The organism is Sphingobacterium sp. UBA865, assembly GCF_002295765.1.
GTDB lineage: Bacteria > Bacteroidota > Bacteroidia > Sphingobacteriales > Sphingobacteriaceae > Sphingobacterium > Sphingobacterium multivorum.
In genome coordinates, this window is the sequence record NZ_DBGB01000037.1 from 1 (window position 1) to 19,177 (window position 19,177).

At 40.2% G+C, this 19,177-nt stretch carries 16 protein-coding genes; 11 read left to right on the top strand and 5 right to left on the bottom strand.

Annotation, left to right across the window (positions count from 1 at the left end; translation table 11 throughout):
• Positions 1 to 69: 69 nt before the first annotated feature.
• The 3 genes from B2O97_RS20030 to B2O97_RS20040 all read left to right on the top strand — a co-directional run bounded on the left by B2O97_RS20030 (position 70) and on the right by B2O97_RS20040 (position 4,585).
• Positions 70 to 1,680, top strand: a complete 1,611-nt coding sequence (locus B2O97_RS20030) for a DUF7594 domain-containing protein (RefSeq protein ID WP_349675902.1) — start codon at positions 70 to 72, stop codon at positions 1,678 to 1,680.
• Positions 1,681 to 1,990: 310 nt separating this feature from the next.
• A complete protein-coding gene (locus B2O97_RS20035) occupies positions 1,991 to 3,112 on the top strand; it encodes a vWA domain-containing protein (RefSeq protein ID WP_286709500.1) in 1,122 nt (373 codons plus the stop codon).
• Between the two features lie 6 nt (positions 3,113 to 3,118).
• Positions 3,119 to 4,585: a sigma 54-interacting transcriptional regulator gene (locus B2O97_RS20040; protein WP_286768014.1), complete on the top strand. Its 1,467-nt coding sequence runs from the start codon at positions 3,119 to 3,121 to the stop codon at positions 4,583 to 4,585.
• Between the two features lie 95 nt (positions 4,586 to 4,680).
• Here the strand turns inward: B2O97_RS20040 and B2O97_RS20045 are convergent, their stop codons facing one another.
• The gene (locus tag B2O97_RS20045; protein WP_286768015.1) at positions 4,681 to 5,403 is read right to left on the bottom strand and encodes a DUF3667 domain-containing protein; all 723 of its coding nucleotides are present in this window, start codon (positions 5,401 to 5,403) and stop codon (positions 4,681 to 4,683) included.
• 319 nt (positions 5,404 to 5,722) lie between these two features.
• Between B2O97_RS20045 and B2O97_RS20050 the strand changes: the two genes are divergently transcribed.
• The 8 genes from B2O97_RS20050 to B2O97_RS20085 all read left to right on the top strand — a co-directional run bounded on the left by B2O97_RS20050 (position 5,723) and on the right by B2O97_RS20085 (position 13,766).
• On the top strand, positions 5,723 to 6,139 hold the full coding sequence (locus B2O97_RS20050) for a MarR family winged helix-turn-helix transcriptional regulator (protein ID WP_070568640.1): 417 nt from the start codon (positions 5,723 to 5,725) through the stop codon (positions 6,137 to 6,139).
• 17 nt (positions 6,140 to 6,156) lie between these two features.
• Positions 6,157 to 6,501 (top strand): GIY-YIG nuclease family protein, encoded by a 345-nt coding sequence (locus tag B2O97_RS20055; protein WP_070568637.1) that lies wholly within the window; start codon positions 6,157 to 6,159, stop codon positions 6,499 to 6,501.
• A gap of 1 nt (position 6,502) precedes the next feature.
• A complete protein-coding gene (locus tag B2O97_RS20060; protein WP_070568634.1) occupies positions 6,503 to 6,928 on the top strand; it encodes a DUF1330 domain-containing protein in 426 nt (141 codons plus the stop codon).
• Positions 6,929 to 7,180: 252 nt separating this feature from the next.
• Positions 7,181 to 9,121, top strand: coding sequence for a family 43 glycosylhydrolase (locus B2O97_RS20065; RefSeq protein WP_286768016.1), 1,941 nt, complete (start codon positions 7,181 to 7,183; stop codon positions 9,119 to 9,121).
• Positions 9,122 to 9,563: 442 nt separating this feature from the next.
• Positions 9,564 to 11,444, top strand: coding sequence for an MGH1-like glycoside hydrolase domain-containing protein (locus B2O97_RS20070; RefSeq protein WP_286768017.1), 1,881 nt, complete (start codon positions 9,564 to 9,566; stop codon positions 11,442 to 11,444).
• A gap of 132 nt (positions 11,445 to 11,576) precedes the next feature.
• Positions 11,577 to 12,443, top strand: a complete 867-nt coding sequence (locus B2O97_RS20075; RefSeq protein WP_286768018.1) for an AraC family transcriptional regulator — start codon at positions 11,577 to 11,579, stop codon at positions 12,441 to 12,443.
• A 259-nt stretch (positions 12,444 to 12,702) separates the two neighbouring features.
• A complete protein-coding gene (locus B2O97_RS20080) occupies positions 12,703 to 13,218 on the top strand; it encodes a hypothetical protein (RefSeq protein ID WP_070568619.1) in 516 nt (171 codons plus the stop codon).
• A 194-nt stretch (positions 13,219 to 13,412) separates the two neighbouring features.
• Entirely contained in the window at positions 13,413 to 13,766 is a 354-nt protein-coding gene (locus tag B2O97_RS20085; RefSeq protein ID WP_286754488.1) for a YtxH domain-containing protein, read from the top strand.
• A 205-nt stretch (positions 13,767 to 13,971) separates the two neighbouring features.
• Here B2O97_RS20085 and B2O97_RS20090 read toward each other — a convergent pair whose 3' ends face one another.
• The 4 genes from B2O97_RS20090 to B2O97_RS20105 all read right to left on the bottom strand — a co-directional run bounded on the left by B2O97_RS20090 (position 13,972) and on the right by B2O97_RS20105 (position 18,723).
• Entirely contained in the window at positions 13,972 to 14,133 is a 162-nt protein-coding gene (locus B2O97_RS20090) for an NAD-dependent epimerase/dehydratase family protein (protein ID WP_115048126.1), read from the bottom strand.
• Between the two features lie 196 nt (positions 14,134 to 14,329).
• Entirely contained in the window at positions 14,330 to 16,135 is a 1,806-nt protein-coding gene (locus tag B2O97_RS20095) for an ABC transporter ATP-binding protein (RefSeq protein ID WP_286768019.1), read from the bottom strand.
• Positions 16,135 to 17,877: an ABC transporter ATP-binding protein gene (locus B2O97_RS20100; protein ID WP_286709497.1), complete on the bottom strand. Its 1,743-nt coding sequence runs from the start codon at positions 17,875 to 17,877 to the stop codon at positions 16,135 to 16,137. Before B2O97_RS20100 ends, B2O97_RS20095 begins: the two co-directional genes overlap by 1 nt.
• Before the next feature lie 24 nt (positions 17,878 to 17,901).
• Positions 17,902 to 18,723, bottom strand: coding sequence for a hypothetical protein (locus B2O97_RS20105; protein ID WP_070568602.1), 822 nt, complete (start codon positions 18,721 to 18,723; stop codon positions 17,902 to 17,904).
• Between the last annotated feature and the right edge of the window lie 454 nt (positions 18,724 to 19,177).

Genomic DNA, 19,177 nt, shown 5'->3' on the forward strand with positions numbered 1-19,177 from the left:
TGTACTTGGTAGAATGGATACGAACTGACAAATACAATCCCAAGCGGAACAAGTTATGCTGCTACGGGGATCCGCGTGGTTGGAGGCAGTTCTGCAGGAACAGCAATTAGCAATGTCTCCGTTAGAAATTGTTATGTTCACGACGTCAATGGTGCGATCGATGGACAGACCAATTATAACAAAAGCTCTGGCGGGATTATCTTAGACGGTAAAATATACGGTGCTTTGGTACAAAGTTGCCACGTAGCCAATTGTTCCGTTGAAGGGATAAGGACCACTGGCGATAGGGCTATGGCAGCAAGATCAAAAGATATTATTATCGATAACAATTTGATTGAATATATCTACGGCGACGGAATCGTTATGTCCGGCGTGACGGGAGGAAGTAAAATCACACACAATACGGTCTATAAGGCATGTATGAACACAGGCTCTGAAAATTATGGGGGTATTTGGACAATTGGTAGCTTGAATACGCTGGTGGCTTATAATGAAGTTTACGGTATGACAGGCGGGGGCGCTAACGATGGAGTCGCGTTCGATGCCGATGGCTACGATACCAATTCAGTAACCGATGGAGATATTTTCGAATACAATTATTCGCATGACAACAACGGCGGATTTATGCTTTTTATGAACCAGTCTAAGAATATTAAAGTTCGCTATAACGTTTCTGTTAACGATATCGGTACAACACGGTTAAAAAAGCTCTTTTTGATCGAAAAAACGACATACGATTCCCGTGAGATTTATAATAATGTATTCTATATCAAAAATCCAACCGCCAGCCTGTTTAACGTCATGAATGGCGTAAGTTCAGGAAAGCCTTATGCAACATTTTCAAATAATATTTTTTACACGACCTCGACCATTAGTAGTTTGTCTACCCAAGCCGATAACGGACTGAAGTTTAACAATAATTGTTTATTCCCGTCGAGTACATTTACGTCATTGAACTGGGGAACTACCGTGCGGAACAACAATTTCTATGAAGATCCGGTATTTGTCAATCCAATCGGTGGAAACGGCCTTGACGCTGCAAAAGGTTATGATGTCGGTTCCAGTTCGGCCGCCCTTAATGCCGGTGTATTTATAAGTAAGAATGGAGGCGAGGATTTCGCTGGAAATGCGCTGCCATTGGGTAATCCAGACGTTGGAGCGTTTCAGCATGCTGTTGTAGCCAATGCCGGAAGCTCTCTTGCCGATGCCTATGTCCGCAACGGTACCTATGCAAGTACAAATTATGGAACTACAACTGATCTTGTCATCAAATCCGACGCTACATCTTACGCACGTAAAGCGTATACTAAATTTGATATTTCGATGATTACTAAACCTAAAGTGAGTTCGGCAAAATTAAAAATGTATGTTGCAGGAGTGAATACAGCACCACAACGTACTATTAATATTTATACAACCTCCACGACATCTTGGTTGGAAAATAGCATTAATTGGAACAATGCACCAATGTATACTGTACTTGTCGGTAAAATTCCTATTTCTGGGATAGGTTTACAGACCATCGACGTCACTTCGGCCATTAATAGATTGCTGACCGGCACTGATCGTAAAGCATCCTTTCTATTTTTAAATACAGCTGCGGCCTCTTCTACAAATGATATGTCTTTTAGTAGTAGGGAAGCTGCCGCCAATAAACCGACTTTGGAACTGCTCTATTAAGCTGGTACTTATTCAGGTAATTCTATCCTATTTGGAATAACCAAATCAAGAAGCCGCAGAGAATGCCAATTCTCTGTGGCTTTTTACGCTTTTCCAATAGCGCTTTATGCTATCACCCAAAAAAATCGGGCTAAGTAAACAAGACTGCTATTAATTTTAGTGTACCTTATTTTTGATGCGTCATACTATAGCCAGTTTTTGAAGTTAAATGGATGTACGGTGCTCACAAAAATTATTATTTCGTAAATTCATACTATGAAGCATCCGATACAGGAGTTGGATAGCTTCTTCATACTAATAAGAGGAATGCATGAAAAGCACGAAACGAAGGAAAGGTTTTCTTTTCAAACAATATGAAGAGCCGTTTCAAACGCCCTTTGATAAATTATTTGACATTTTCAAAGAACTGATTACCCATACCTCTGGTGATTTTGATGAAGCCATTGACTGGCTTAGGCAATTGGATAAAGAGTTCAAACTGACGACGCCAGCCTATACGATAGACGATTTCATTGCGGATCTGAAGAATAAAGGTTATATCAGGGAAAAAGTGGAGTTTGGTGGTGAAGGTGGCGTAGATATTACCTCAAAGCTGGAGAAAGCTTTGCGTCAGCATGCCTTGGACCAGATATTTGGGAAAATGAGGAAAGGGAAATCAGGCAATCATAAAACCAATCACCAGGGACGGAGTGACGAAAATATGGGCGATTTCAGAAACTATCAGTACGGAGATAGCCTGGAGAAAATAGTTTTGACGGAGAGCTTGAAAAACGCACAGATCAATCATGGGATAGGTGAGTTTGCCTTATCCGAAAATGATCTCGTCGTAGAAGATACACAGTTTAAGTCACAGATGAGTACAGTGTTGATGATCGATATCAGCCACAGTATGATTTTATACGGCGAGGATCGGATCACACCTGCAAAAAAAGTGGCGATGGCTTTATCAGAACTTATTTTGACCCGTTACCCGAAAGACTCACTTGACGTCATTGTTTTCGGAAACGATGCATGGCCTATCGCGATAAAAGACCTGCCTTATTTGCAAGTTGGACCATTTCATACCAATACCGTCGCGGGCTTAAAGCTAGCGATGGACTTGCTAAGGCGAAAACGGCATGCGAATAAGCAAATTTTTATGATAACCGACGGGAAACCGAGCTGTTTAAATATGCCGGACGGCACTTACTATAAGAATCCTATGGGTTTGGATCCTTTTATCACCAGCAAATGCTATAGTATGGCTGCGCAGGCTCGAAAGTTGGGAATACCAATTACAACCTTTATGATTGCTTCGGATCCTTATCTACAGCAATTTGTCGACGAGTTTACAGCTTCAAATCAAGGGAAGGCTTATTACACGGGACTTGGGGATCTAGGTGAAATGATCTTTGAGGATTACGAAGAAAATCGAAAAAAAAGAATACGATAAGAATATATGGATTACACGAAGATTACAACATTTGGTGCATTAAAAACTTCGGGTTATAAACCTAAAACAATAAAAGAAGAATTGCGTCAGAATCTGATTACAAAAATAAAGACGGGTGAAACCGTGTTCAATGGGGTACATGGTTATGAAGATACCGTAATTCCAGAACTTGAAAGAGCAATACTTTCCAAACACAACATTAATTTCTTGGGCCTTCGCGGTCAGGCGAAAACACGTCTCGCTAGGCTCATGGTCAACTTATTGGATGAATATGTGCCTGTGGTTCAAGGTTCAGAGATTAATGATGATCCGTTTAACCCCATATCGCGTTATGCGATAGAGTTGCTGAAGGAGAAAGGCGACGATACACCGATAAGCTGGCATGGTAGAGGTGATCGTTTTGCGGAGAAACTGGCTACGCCTGATGTGACAGTAGCTGATTTGATCGGTGATGTAGATCCCATCAAAGCCGCAAATTTAAAACTGAGCTATGCAGACGATCGGGTGATTCATTTTGGTATGATTCCTCGGGCAAACCGTTCTATATTTGTCATTAATGAGCTACCTGATCTTCAAGCTAGAATCCAGGTAGCCCTCTTCAATATATTACAGGAGGGAGATATTCAGATCCGCGGTTTTAAGTTACGCTTGCCGTTAGATGTACAATTTATATTCACAGCGAATCCGGAGGATTATACCAATAGAGGAAGTATTGTGACGCCGCTGAAAGATCGCATTGGATCGCAGATACTTACACATTACCCCGCATCGGTTGAGATAGCAAAGGCAATTACTGCGCAGGAGGCGAACTTGGAAGCGGCCCAGAAGGAGCAGATATATGTCCCGGAGCTGGCTAGGGAATTGATTGAGCAGATAAGCTTTGAAGCACGAAATAGTGAATATGTTGATGAAAAGAGCGGCGTGAGTGCGCGTATGAGCATTACAGCATTTCAAAACTTATTAAGTACCGCTGAATTACGCATGCTCCGAAGTGGGGAACAAGCAACTGCAGTACGGCTGAGTGATTTTATGGGTATTGTGCCTGCGATAACCGGCAAAGTTGAGCTCGTTTATGAAGGCGAGCAAGAAGGAGCGGGTATCGTTGCAGTGCAGCTGATAGAAAACGCGATTAAAAGCCTTTTCCCGATTTTATTCCCAAAAATTGAGAAACTGGAAAGAGAAAACGAGCGTTATCCCTACGATGATATTGTTCGTTGGTTTTCGGAATCAGAAGGAATCGAATTATCTGATGAACTCAACGATTTGGCGTACGGGCAGGTTTTGGATCAAGTGAAGCCTATCCATGCTTTAATTCAGCAATACCAACCGGAAACGAAACCCGAAGATCTCCATTTTCTGACTGAATTCGTTTTATGGGGACTTACCCTCAACAATAAATTAAGTAAATATAGACTGGGGTCCGGCCTTCAGTTTCAAGATAATTTTCAGGGATATCTGAGAAATAATCTGTAACAGGCAACGAGTAATAGGATGGGTAAGTTTACAGCGCAAACTTACCCATCATGTTATTTTAAAAGGTTTCACAAGGACGGAAAAAGGAGGATAACCTATCTTTTCATTAAAATTAAGTCTATCGATAGACCAATAATAACGACGACAACAGTAAATGACAGATAACCTAAAATATAAACAGCGAGCGCTTTTAAACAACTGGGTATTTTGTAGGGGTCGAAAAATTGTCCAATAGCCCAAACGCTATATACCATAGCGACGATGCTAGCCTGTTCCATAACACCTGTATGTGTTACACCTTCAACTAATGCAAAAATAGTATAGATCAACATCGTGATTCCCAAAATAAAACACAGCAGGATGACAATTTCAAAAAAATTAAAACCGTATTTATTAAAAAATAGTTTCGCCCAAAAAGCGAGAAACAATCCTATCATGATATTGGCGTAACCATAGTGATCCTGGATCCAGAGGTATATCGAACCCGTAGTAGAATGTTGGGATTCGTAATAGCTCACATATTTGTCGTTTACATGAAAAAAATGGCTTACTACAGAGTATATCAGCGAGGTGATGATGATAAAAATAATGGGTTTTACCAGGCGACTCCTGTTCTCGGCAATATATTTTTTTACATTTTTTCCGGGTGTGGTAATGAGTTCACGAATCGTGTACAAGATGCCGCGCTCGAAATGAAGGACATGTTCAATCTCGTGGACGATATAATGCGCATCAATTCTTTTAAGGACCGCTGGCTGTCCGCATTTCGGACAGAAATTCAGCGTTATATCTGTCCCACAGTTTTTGCAATTTGTCATGTTTATACTATGTTATAGGTAATAAATTTGTTAATATTTGAGGATTCTTTCCTTTCCATATTCTGAAAATCTTTGGCTTTAGCCTCCTATCGATTAGAATTTGTCCAAAAATATTATAGATTATGTCAATCAAGGCTACACCTAAGTGTAGTTTTATACCAACCAACTTCTCTCGTAAGGTAAATAGATTTATTGCGCTGTCGTGTAACCGCGCTGTTGGCAGAATCTTTTATTCTATTCGGCCATTTAAATAAAACTATTATATTTGCATAATACTTGAGTTGTCAAGTATTATGCAAATAACAAGAACAATAATATTATGAACGCGATTAATACGATTCTGAACATTGTAAAAGTTCAATCTGTCATCACCAAAAAGTTTGATGGGTTGAGCTTGCATGGACTAAGTCTGACAGACTTTCTGATCCTACATATTTTAAGCCAGGTTCCCGGTAACCGGCTACGGCGAATTGATCTGGCTGAAAGTACCGGTTTAACAGCCTCAGGAATTACACGGATTATTTCCCCCATGGAAAAGATGGGGCTTGTTGTAAAAGAGCACAATGATAGAGATGCCCGGGTCAGTTATGTGAAGCTTACGGCGGCTGGTGATCGAATTTTAAAGGAGGCGACTGTTACAGCTGAGCACATCGCCAATAAGCTATTGGACGGAATGGCCGTAACAGATCTCCTTATTTTTGCTGCGCAATTGAAGTCATTGGGCGGAGATTTATAATTTTAATTTAAAAACACATGAACAAAATAGATAAAAAGCAATTGAAAGCCGAATTCTTGGACAGTAAACCATTGATGGGAGTGTTAACAATTTACAATAGGGTCGAAAATAAAACATATATCGCAGATAGCCTGAATTTAACGGCTCTTTCCAACAGAATCAGATTTATGTTAAACATGGGGCAATTTGACAATAAAAACTTACAGGCGGATTGGAACCAATTGGGCGAGGGAAATTTCCTGTTTGAAAATGCAGTTATTATTCCATTTGAAAACGACAAAATCATTGATTATAAAAGAGTTGTACATCATGCTGCAACTGAGTTGAAGAGTAAAGTGAGTGAAACAACAAGTATCTATTGATATGGCAAGAAAGACGTATTTGTATCCGAGTTATGAAGCCGGAAGGAATCTGGCATTGAAAAATATCCAAGGCCCCATTGTCAATCTCAATTTAATTCAGTTGAGGAAAATCGCGGACTATACTAATTTTCCGGAGATTGCGCCAATCAAAGAAATTTCGGGATACGATGCTTTCATGAATTATATAAAGCTAGCCAAACCTTTTGTGGAAGAAAGCGGCGGTGAGCTACTTTTTGTTGGGCATGGTGACCAGTTTCTGATAGGCCCCGATCAGGAGCAGTGGGATATTTGTCTGCTGATCAAACAGCGAAGTGTGTCCGATTTTTTTTCATTTGAACAAAATCCAGCGTATATGAAGATTATAGGGCATCGTACTGCAGCAATCTTGGATTCAAGACTTTTACCCCTGGAAAATGTCCCGTTTTAAACGGTACTTACCATAAAAATATCGCCTATTTAAATAATAAATGTATATTTGACATTAATAAAAGTAAACCTCGTATCGTATTCTTCTACAGCTTCGTGGAAAAGTGTTTTTGAGCAAATTTAAATTTGTGTTGAATATCCCTTCGATCAAGATAATTTGGAATTTGTGCATTAAATAATCCATGGTTAAGGTGTAATAAAGAAGGTTTACTTGGCAAATGAGCATTTAGAAAAACCTAAAAATTGATCAAACATGAAACTAAAACAAATAGGGGTATTGAGTATTGCATTAATGAGTTTTACCAATGTCATAGCGCAAAAAATATACAATGCAGATAAGGAGGCGGGTTATCTTTTTGCATATTTTGAAGGTTCGGGGGATAAAAATACACAAGAGCAATTGCGATTTGCAGTCAGTCAGGATGCGCAAAACTGGGTTGCATTAAATAACAATAAACCTATTTTGTCATCGGCGGATATATCCCAAACGGGAGGGATTCGTGATCCGCACATCCTTAGGGGAGAGGACAAAAAGTCATTTTATATGGTCGCAACTGATATGTTTACGATAAAGAATGGGTGGGGAAGTAATCCGGGTATTATTTTGATGCGATCTGATAATCTGACGGACTGGAAACACAATACTGTTGACCTGGCAAAGTTATACCCTAAAAAATTTAAGAACGTAAAATGGGTATGGGCACCACAGACGATCTACGATCCGGCTGAAAAAAAATACCTGGTGTATTTTACGGTGAAATCGCATGAGAATGATAAACTTGATTTTTATGCGGCCTATGCGAATAAAGATTTTAGTGGCTTTGAAAAGGAACCTACTTTATTGTTCAGTCCAAAATTTGGCGGTATTGATGGCGACATTGTCTATAAAGATGGGCTATATCATTTTTTCTTTAAGGGTAATACAAAAGATGCTGCCGGAAAAGAAGTAAAAAATGGAATTCAGCAGGCGACAAGTAAATCCTTAAAAGGACCATGGAGAGAAGACTTCCGGTATCTCGATGCCTACGCAGACACGTCTGTTGTTGTCGAAGGATCTAGCCTTTTTAAGTTGAATGGAACAAACGATTATATCTTGATGTACGATTTGTATGCGAATGGAAGATACGAATTTCAGCGCACAGATGATCTCTTTAATTTCTCTTCAAAACCTGAACCTTTTCATAAGAATTTTAATCCGCGACATGGAAGTGTGATTTCAATCAGCAAGGAAGAGTCTCGTCTTCTGAACAATAAATGGGGCGGTGTACCTGGTGAATTGCTAGCTCCTGTGGCTGCGGATGACCGGTATCATTTTACCGCAAAGGGAAATCCGATTATTAAGCATCATTTTACGGCCGATCCGGCAGCATTAGTTAAGGGGGATACACTTTGGTTGTATGCAGGTCATGACTTTGCAGGAGGTCAGAAAGGCTATAAGATGAAAGACTGGATCGTTTATTCTACAACGGATTTAAAAAATTGGACGGAATATCCCGTGTCTTTGCGCATAAGTGATTTTACCTGGGCAAAAAGCGGCGATGCATTTGCGGGACATGTTACCGAACGTAATGGAAAATATTACTGGTACATCAGTTCCAATTGGTCCGGAATAGGGGTTGCTGTCGCAGACAGACCCGAAGGTCCCTTTAGCGATGCATTGGGAAAACCCTTATTGACCAACAAAGACTGTTTTGCTTCTTCCCATTCCTGGGCCTGTATCGATCCAGCTGTTTTTATTGATGATGATGGTCAAGCCTGGATTTTCTGGGGCAACCGCGAGTGTTACTACGCAAAGCTCAAAGAAAATATGGTTGAGATTGATGGCGAAATAAAACAGGTGAATTTTGAAGGACTAGCTTTTACGGAAGCACCATGGGTTCACAAGCGCAATGGAAAATACTATTTGAGTTATGCCACGGAATTTCCGGAGAAGATCGCTTATGCCATGGCCGATAAGATCGAAGGCCCCTATGTCTATAAAGGAATTCTGAATGAAATAGCAGGCAACAGCAATACGAACCATCAAGCAATTGTCCCTTTTAAAAACCAATGGTATTTCATTTACCATAATGGGGGAATTAATCCAGATGGAGGCAGTTTTAGCCGTTCGATATGCATAGACACCCTAAATTACCGTCCAGATGGTACAATCCATAAAATTAAAATGACAACGGAAGGAACTACCGGAGACTAAGCATGAAAAAGCCGGCGAGCAAGCTAAAGTGGCTGCCGTAGAAGGTGGGGTAAAGACCGGTTTAATAAATTAAAAATGTGGAACGACAGCGTCGTTCCACAAAATGTTTTTCAGTGTAGTATTGTAGGATTCTTTTTACAGTATTCTTATCGAATCAATTCAGAAATTTAAAATGATGAGATAGGCATCTCCATTCATTTCGGCAATTACTTCTCTTGAGTCAAGTTTACTTATGGAACAAATGTAGCTTAGAACAGCAGTAGAAAGAATATGAAAAAGATACTTTTTTATGTGAAAATGGGAATATTTGAGTTTTATATAAATACGGTTGTTGCAATATGATACATTGTATCAATTTTACGTCGATTTGTTCCACCATGCTTAATTGTCATAAAAATTCTGTTGATTAGGTCTTTGTTCCAGTTCTATTCCATATAACCACATGAAAAGACAACATCGTTACGTTTTTTTAAATTCTATTGTTTTAAGCAGCACAGCCTTTTTGGTTCTAGGTGTTCTTTTTTCCTGTTCGAGTAACCGCGGATTTTCTGGGAAGCAGGAGTCGATATATCAGCTTGAACTTGATCGTTTAAAGGAAGTGGCGAAAAATAATCTAACAGATAATATAAAGGAGTTCAATGCTTTCGAGCACCGGCCAAAATCGGACGGAGCTTTTGACGAATCCAACAACAAAGACTTTTTAGTCAATAATATTCCGTATTTTGAGAGTTCCAACGATACCCTAAATCGCGTGTATAATTATCGTTGGTGGATGATCAGCAAGCATCTTCGGGATTATTACGATCCACATGATTCAAAGAAATATTGGGTTATAACAGAATTTTTCGGGTATCCCGCCTGGGGATCCTTGAGTGGAGCGATTACCTGCCCAACAGCGCATCAGTTTTACGATGTACGTTGGCTTCGTGATCCAAAATACCTTCGATCTTATGCCGAATATTTTATGCTTGGATCAGCTTCCAAATTAAATCAACGGGAAAACGGTAATTTTTTGACCCATTTGAGCAGGCCCGAAAGTGTTCATTTTTCCAGCTGGATGGTCGATGGTATTGAATCATTTTTAAAAATTCATCCCGATCAGGCCTGGACGCAAAAGATGCTTCCCGCGATGGAGAACCATCAGTACCTTTTGGATAGCCTATTCACTGTGAAAAATCCCGATGCGAAGACCAACGGCATGTACAAAATTCTGGATCTGTACGATGGTATGGAATTCAGCCTTTCGGCGGTGCTTGGCTTGATTGAGAGTAAAGGGCCCTATGCTATTTATACCGATAGTACATGGAGAGATCTTTATTTAGGTTGGGGGACGACAGAAAAGGCTGCAAATACGACTGCGGCGAAAGACTTTCCATTGGCCTTTACCAAAGGTTATCCTGATTTTTATCTGGTGCGCCCATCCGTTGGAAGCTATTCCTTTGGGAATACCAACGCATTGTACAATCTCTATAGACAGGAAGAGCAACATCATCCTTCGATTAAGAATAAGGCGAAAGCAGATTACTATAAATTCAGAAGCCAGGAAATACAGCGGAAATTTCTCAGGACACTTTGGAATGCAGATGATGGTTTTTTTTATACCTTGACAGCCGGAGACAATGCCTATGGTGTACGGGATTACGAAGCGCGGGTGCGGGAATCCGTTGGTTATACCCCGTGGTATTTCAATATGATACCGCATGCGGATAATAAAATGTATGAGGTAGCTTGGGCGATGTTTACTTCCGAAAAAGGTTTCAATAACCATAAAGGAATGAGCACGGCCGAAAGACAACATCCCTATTATAATGAGCAGGCTTATGCCTGGAACGGCAGAGGATGGCCTTTTCAAAACTCAGTCGTCTATAAAGCATACAGCAACTATTTAAGAAATTATAAAAATCAAATCACTGCGCAGGACAAAGAGACCCTGTACGAACAAATTATGAAGCTTACACGGCTCCACGGTTATGCCCACCCAAATATCGGTGAATGGTATATACCAAGTGATGGTGAGCAATTTGGCGGGCAGAATGATTATTTTCATTCAACCTATCCAGACATAATCATAGCGGATCTCATTGGATTTGAGGCATCCCATCACAACAGCTTTCAGGTTCAGCCGCTGATACCTGCTGGCAAAATGGATTATTTTTACCTCGGAAACTTAGCCTATCACGGGAAAACAATAGACATTGTCTGGAAAGAAGACTGGGATCAAAACAAACCTGGAAAACAGTCTATGTTATGTATTTGGGTAGATCATGTTTTAAAGGCAAGCAGCAAAGATCTTGGTGTTAAAATAGACGTAAATTTAGACTAATATTAACAGGTGTTTAACGAATTTAAAATACATCGATTGGAAGAATCTATTTTAACGGAATTTTAAAAAATAAGACTCGATTGCACAACCGTCATTTTAAGTATACGGAACTCAATCGTTAAATTTGAGAAATTGAGCGGTACAATGGTAAATGATTACAAAAAATATGAGCTATTTGGAAGACCGATGATGCAGAAAATCGCATTGAAGGCACCATTTACGTTTGAATTTCCAGTAGCGGAACAGGCTTGCTTCCTCTATGTGCTGGAAGGGGAGATGCAATACCAGGCAAATGACGAAGAGCTAACTATTGCGAAACATTATTCCTTATTGCTGAATTGTATTAATTCTGGAAAGCGAATCCACGATGTGAATCCAACGCGTGATTGTCAGCTGTTAATCGTCACTTTTTATCCAGATACCTTGAAGAAAGTTTACGATAGAGAGTTGCCCTCGTTGCTGCTTGAACCTGAAAATACCATTTCAAACCAATCAAAAGAAAAAATTGACAATAATTTTCTGATCCAGAAATATGTGGAAGGCTTGCTGTTTTATTTTGAAAATCCTTCATTGATCAATGAATATATACTGGTGCTCAAATTAAAAGAAATTATATTGCTCCTGTCCCAAACGAGAAACGCGTCGGTCATACGGGTGATATTATCACAGCTTTTTTCTTCAAATACCTATTCGTTTAAACAGATCATTGAAGCCAATCTGTTTTCCCAATTAACCATTGAGCAGCTTGCGGAACAGAATAATCTGAGTGTTTCTTCATTTAAAAGAGAGTTTGCCAAATTATATCAGGATACACCTGCCAGTTATATCAAAAATAAGAAGCTCGAAAAGGCGGCAGAGCTCCTTTTAGTTTCCGATCAGCGTGTTTCCGAAATTGCCTTTAACTGTGGATTTAACGACCTCGCAACATTTACAAAGAGTTTTAGTGACAAATACCACATATCGCCAACAAATTATCGTCGACAGCTTAAAAGCAACTAAAAACCAATGGTGACTTGTATATAGTATTCCATTTTGATCGAGGGGACCAAGTTTTCTCCAAGAAGATTGTAGTCCTGTTTTTTGAACTAAAACATCAAATCTTTGAACGAAATCAAAAAACCATTTTCCTTATTCTATTGCAACTTTGTAGTGTTTCATTAAAGGGTAGTTATTCCATGGACTGTACCGTGAAAGCGTGACAACGACCTTACATTACAGGAACATTTATTTGAAATTATCAACGTTAAAAATAGAAAAAATGAATTTATCAGGTTTAGGAGTTTTCCACACAGTTATTGGTCTTACAGCACTTTTAGGCGCTGTATTAGGATTTATCAGCTATGGTAAGATCAATCTTACAGTATTATCGGGGAAGTTATATTTTTATGCGACAGCCATCACTTCTCTTACGGCATTAGGAATTTCGAAACAGGGCGGCTTCAATGCTGGACATGTTTTTTCACTCTTCATCTTGGTTCTTGTCACGGTAGCCTATTGGCTGCACGCAACGAAGAAAAGTAGTACGAAGTCTCAGTATTTTGAGAATTTTCTATGGTCATTTAGTTTCTTCTTGTCGCTGGTGCCTACTGTTAATGAGACCTTTACCAGAGTTCCGGTCGGACATCCCTTGGCAAAGGATATAAATGATCCAATTATTGGACAGACCCTTCTTGTCCTCTTTGTGCTTTTTATTATTGCGGTCATTTTTCAATACTTCAAACAAAAGAAAATTAACACTGAATTGGGGTCAGAACTAAAAAATCGAATCCAGTAGATCTATTTGATCCGGGCCGTTCCCGAACGATCATCTTTAGCGCTTTTCGATTCATGTGATGCTGTAATCTAGTTGTACACTATTTAAAATATGACAAACTAATCTTTTGCTTTTTTTGTTTGGTCTTGTAGAAGTTTAACAACATAATCATTTTGAAATATATGCTTAATTACGATTGTCTAAAGAATTTAAAGATGTGCAATGGAAAAAATAATTCAACGGGATTACTTCTCGCAATGGTGGCGGGAGCAGCAGTTGGTACATTGGTCGGTCTATTAGTGGCACCGAATAGTGGAAAAAAAACGCGGAAAAAAATCAAGGAAAAAACAAGAGACCTCAATGAACAGGCAAAACACACATTCGAAGAAGTAGCCGATAAAGTGAAAGAAGAGTATGATCATGTGTCATCCTCGATTAGCGAAACAGCAGGCCATGTGGCTGATAAGGTCTCAAATGAATTTGATAAGTATAAAGATCAAATAAGTGAAAAGACCGCCGAAGAAACGAAAGCGATTAAAGATACAATTAAAGATCATAAAGAAAAATAAGCTTTGTTGTTTCAAACAGCAGACCGGATAATAGCTATTGCTTGGTCTGCTGTTTATTTTTTGATCTCCGCCCCTAAAATTATAATGTCCATACCTAGATGGACCGTTTTACTGAATCCAACGGCCATTCGATGGTCACGGTTAGCTTTCACTAACTTAGTGAAAGCCCGCTCGAAATTCCAGGGGCGAAAGTTTGGTTTTTGTTTTAAACAAGATCGCCACGGATTACCTGAGCACCTAAATTGGTGATTATTTCTGCTGATTTTTCTGAGCGTGCTAAACCAGATACTTGATGTCCCGCATCGATCATTTCTTGAACAACTGCTGAACCTATGAAGCCCGAAGCTCCAGTTATAAATACTTTCATAATCTTTTTTTTCTTGAGACAAAGTTCTGTGTAAAGTTGACGGCAGATGTATCCAAATGTCAGAATGTTGTAGCCATCTTTCAGAAAATCGATGATCTCGTATTTTGCAAGCCGCTGTACCGTTCAAAAAAGATCCTCTGCCACGAAATAAATACAGTATTCACGAAATAAGTAGGGTGTTAAAGCTTCGGGATGATCAGTCAAACTGTCCCATATACAAACGATAGTATTTACCTTTTTGCTTTAGCAATTCTGTATGCGAACCGAACTCTGCGATTCTCCCTTTTTCGATCAGACAGATGACGTCGGCATTCTTGATGGTCGAGAGTCTATGGGCAATGACGAAGCTTGTTTTGTTTTGCATTAACCCGTCAATACCTTCCTGAATAGCGATTTCAGTTCGTGTATCGATCGAGCTGGTCGCTTCATCCAATATTAAGATTGGCGTATTGGCAATAGTTGCCCGGGCGATGTTAATTAACTGCCGTTGTCCCTGACTCAGATTGGCTCCATCATTGGTCAATTCGGTTTTATACCCTTGTGGCAATTGCATGATAAAGCTATCCGCTGCGGCAAGCTTCGCTGCCGCTATCACTTCATCATCTGTTGCGCTGAGCCGGCCATACCGGATGTTTTCCATAACCGTATCGGTAAACAAATGGGTGTCCTGAAATACAATAGATAGTTTTTTACGCAGTTCATTGCGGTCCAGCTTAAAAATCGATGTCTTATCTAACAGAATATCCCCGGATAGCAAAGGGTAGAAGCGAGGCAGCAAATTGATAATTGTCGACTTGCCAGCACCAGTTTCACCCACAAAAGCGATCTTTTGACCTGGTTTTACGTCGATGTCGATATCAAATAAAACCTGTTTTTCCGGTACATAACCAAAATTTACATGCGATAGTGTCACTTGGCCCTGCACCGGTGCCGGCATTGGCTGCGGATCGACGGTTTCACTTTCAGGAGCCGTGTCAATAACGGCAAAAATACGTTCTGCGCCCGCCAACGCTGCCTGTAGGCTATTGTATTGACTGGAAATCTCATTGACAGGCCGTCCAAATTGCCGTGCATACTGTAAAAATGCAGTTAATCCCCCTAAATCGAATCCACGTGTGATCACTAGAATACCACCTGCGATGGTAGTCAGCGCGTAGTTAATGGTGCTCATATTCGCCATCAAAGGCATCATCATGCCAGAATAAAACTGTGCCTTTGTTGCTTTTTCCCGGAGCACTTGATTAAGCTGTTCAAATTGTTCGATGGCGGCGTTTTCGTGCCCGAAGACCTTCACCACTTTTTGTCCGCTGATCATTTCCTCTACATAGCCATTGGCATTGCCGAGTGCAGCTTGGTTGGCGGCAAAAAAACGCTTGCTTTTGTTGATGATCAGTTTCGCCAGATATAACATAAGGGGGATCATGATCAATGCAATAATAGATAGGATAGGGCTGATATACAGCATGAGGGCGAGTGTCCCCAACAAGGTAATTGAGCTGATTAAAAGTTGTGTAATGCTATTATTTAGGGCGTCGCTTACGGTATCCATGTCATTGGTGAAGCGACTCATCAGATCACCATGTTGATGGGTATCGTAAAACTGCAAAGGTAGGTACTGCATGCGGTCGAACAGCTCATTTCGGAGGTTGGAAATCGTTTTCTGTGCAACTTTTATGGTCAGCCGGTATTGCAACATGTTGAAGATTCCTGTAGCGATATAAATTCCGATCATGACGAGGGCGATATGTCCTAGACCAACAATATCTTTTTTAAGTACATAATTGTTGATTGCAGGCCGTAAAAGGTAGTTGCCCGCTAGTGTTCCCGCAGTTCCCAGCAAAAGTGAAATTAAAATCAGCAGAAGCATCAGCCGTTGCAAAGACAGGTAGCGCATCAATCGCCATAAAGCCCTAAATCCCTGTTGGGGCTTTTCATTTTTAATGCGTCTTGAACTTCCGGGGCCGGGTAAACTCACGGGGATGGATTTGTTTGAGGTACTCATTAGGCTTCTTCTTTTTGCAGGTGTTGGGACTGATAAATTTCCTGATAGATGGTATTTGTTTGCAGAAGTATCTCGTGTGATCCGGAACCGACAATGCGGCCTTCTTCCATGACCAATATCTGGTCGGCGTGCATGACGCTTGAAATACGCTGTGCAATAATCAATTGTGTGGTATCCTGCAGATAATTTTTTAAACCTTCACGTATTTTTCGGTCGGTGTCGATGTCCACAGCACTTGTACTGTCGTCCATAATTAAGATTTTAGGTTTCTTCAATAAAGCCCTGGCAATACATATGCGTTGTTTTTGTCCTCCCGAAACATTGACGCCCCCTTGTCCTAGTAGCGTGTGATATCCGGTGGGGAAGGAGCGTATAAAATCGTCTGCACAGGCAGTCCTGGCAGCAGCATAAATATCCTCATCCGTTGCCTGCTCATTTCCCCATTTGAGATTTTCTAAAATAGTTCCTGAAAAAAGTTGATTTTGCTGCAAGACAATCGCAATCTCGCTGCGCAGTTCCTGTAGTTGGTAATTTCTGACATCGATGCCATCGACCAACACGCTACCTTCTGACACATCATACAGTCGTGGGATTAATTGTACCAACGTGCTCTTTCCGGAACCTGTGCCACCTATGATAGCTAAGGTACTCGCAGGCTTCACGTCGAAGCTAATGTTGTCGAGGTTGGGTTTCTCACTTTGTTTGTTGTACCGAAAAGTGACTTGCTGAAAGGCGATCCGTCCTGCTGTGATAGCGTATCTGTTTTGGAGACCTTCCACCGTATCCGATAAGGAAGGCTGTTTCTCTAAAACTTCTTCAATTCTATCACCCGAAGCGATTGCCCTTGAAATCATCATGAAAGTCAATGAGAGCAACATCAAAGAAATAAGGATCTGCGTGATATAACTTAGAAAGGACATCAGTCCACCAAGCGCAAGCGTTCCGGTCATTACTTTCTGTCCGCCAAACCAGGTCACGGCAACAAGCGACAAGCCCATCACCAATTGCATAACAGGCATAATAAGGACAACGATGCTTGAAGCTTTGGTCGCAACATCCATCAAGTCGAAATTGACTTTGTCGAATTTCTTTTTATCAAAATCCTGGCGGACAAAAGCTTTTACCACCCGCACATTGAGTAGATTTTCCTGCACAACACTATTGACACGATCGACCGCCTGCTGCATCTTGATAAAAAAGGGGAGCCCTTTGCGTAATAATATGAAAATGCTTAAGGCTAATATAGGCAACGCAATGGCCATTACGATCGACAGATCCTTATTTATAGAAACCGCAAAGATAATGGCAAAAACCATCATAAGGGGTGCCCTTAGGAGCATACGCAAGCACATCATCATGACTTGCTGCATCATATTGGTGTCGTTGGTGAGCCGCGTAGTAAGCGACGCCGAACTGAAATAATCGGTATCCGCAAAAGCAAAAGATTGTATTTTTCGAAACAGGGCAGTCCGGAGATTCGTCGCAAAACCCACAGATGCATGTGCAGAGTAATAGATGTTGCACAAATTGGCAACGATGGCAACGATGGCTAACCCGATCATGGCCAATCCAATTTTCAAAATGTAGTTGATATCTTTATGCAAGATTCCGTCATCGACAATAATAGACATTAGACGAGGTTGTACAATTTCGCAAAACACATCAATTACAACGAAAAAGGGAATAATCAAAAAAGCCTTTCTAAATGACTTGGTATAAGGGGTAAACGTGGAAAGCTTCATCTACTTGTATATCCATTAAATCATTTAGTCCAGTTTGTATGCCTGAACGCTGTTACTCCTAACGGTAGGCACATAAAGCATACCCGAAGATTTGTCGTAACCGATATCGGCAGCATTTATCTTCTTGTCCCGTGTATCAAGCAATACCGTATTGGAGCCGTCAGGTTTGACATGATAGATCAGTCCTTGCCAGCCCGAAATTACAAATTCGTTGGGTTTAATTTGTACGACACCGTCCAATCCACCTTCCATACCTTTCGATATTACAGTGGTATTTTTATCCTGATCTATCTTAACAAGAGCACCATCCGATAACACATACAAGTCTTTGCCGAAAGCCAGCAGTCCGTTTGCACCTTTGAGATTTTCGGCATATAGCATAGGGGTGTCATTTTCAATGCGATATACTTTTCCAAGTCGCGTATCACTCACATAAACAATACCCTTTGAGTCAACTGTAATGTCATTGAGCAGCTCAGCACCATCGATGGTAATTCTTTTAACGATGCTTGCTTTATCTATATCGATGACGGCAATCGATTTAGCGAATGCTTCCGCTGCATAGAGCCGGTTTTTGTAGATTCCTATGCCCAAAACAGCATTTAATCCTGTCACCCAATCTTTTTTGATAAATTTTCCGTCCATATCCAGTTTACTAATGAATGCCGTTGTGTTAGGTTCGAAGGCAATCGTATTTGAAACATAGAGTACTTTGTTTTTGGCATCTACCCAAACGGACTCTGGAGATCTTAGGGTAGTGTCCGATTGCCATTGAGGCGTTAAAGACTTCTGTCCAAACAGGACTTGTACAAACATGATAAGGGTTAATGTTAACGTAATTTTCATAGAAAATCGGATTGGTGTTTATATTAGTTTAATTTATTCGAGTTAAAAAACGACTACTCAAATGAACTTTTGGTCTTCTGTTAAAGAATAAATAGTTGTAGTCAAAAAAACCGACCATTGAGCTCCTTTAATATACAGCATTTAGATCGTATTGTTTTCTTTTTCGAAAGAAAACCCCATCAGATCGCTTAGATCAATACTTCTTTATAGATAAATTGCTGTAATATTTCTTTTCAATATACGGCAAAATTGCTTTAGGCCCACCAATATATTTATAAATAATTTTTCGTTTCATACCCATTTATAGAAGCTATTAATTTCTTGTTAATAGTTCATTAATGGTACCTCATAACTTTGATTTCGAGAATAAGCCCAATAAAATTTTTGGCCTTTCAAAACAGCGAAGCAGTATGGGCACCAGCATTGAAATAAACCAATATGTATAAACCAGTTT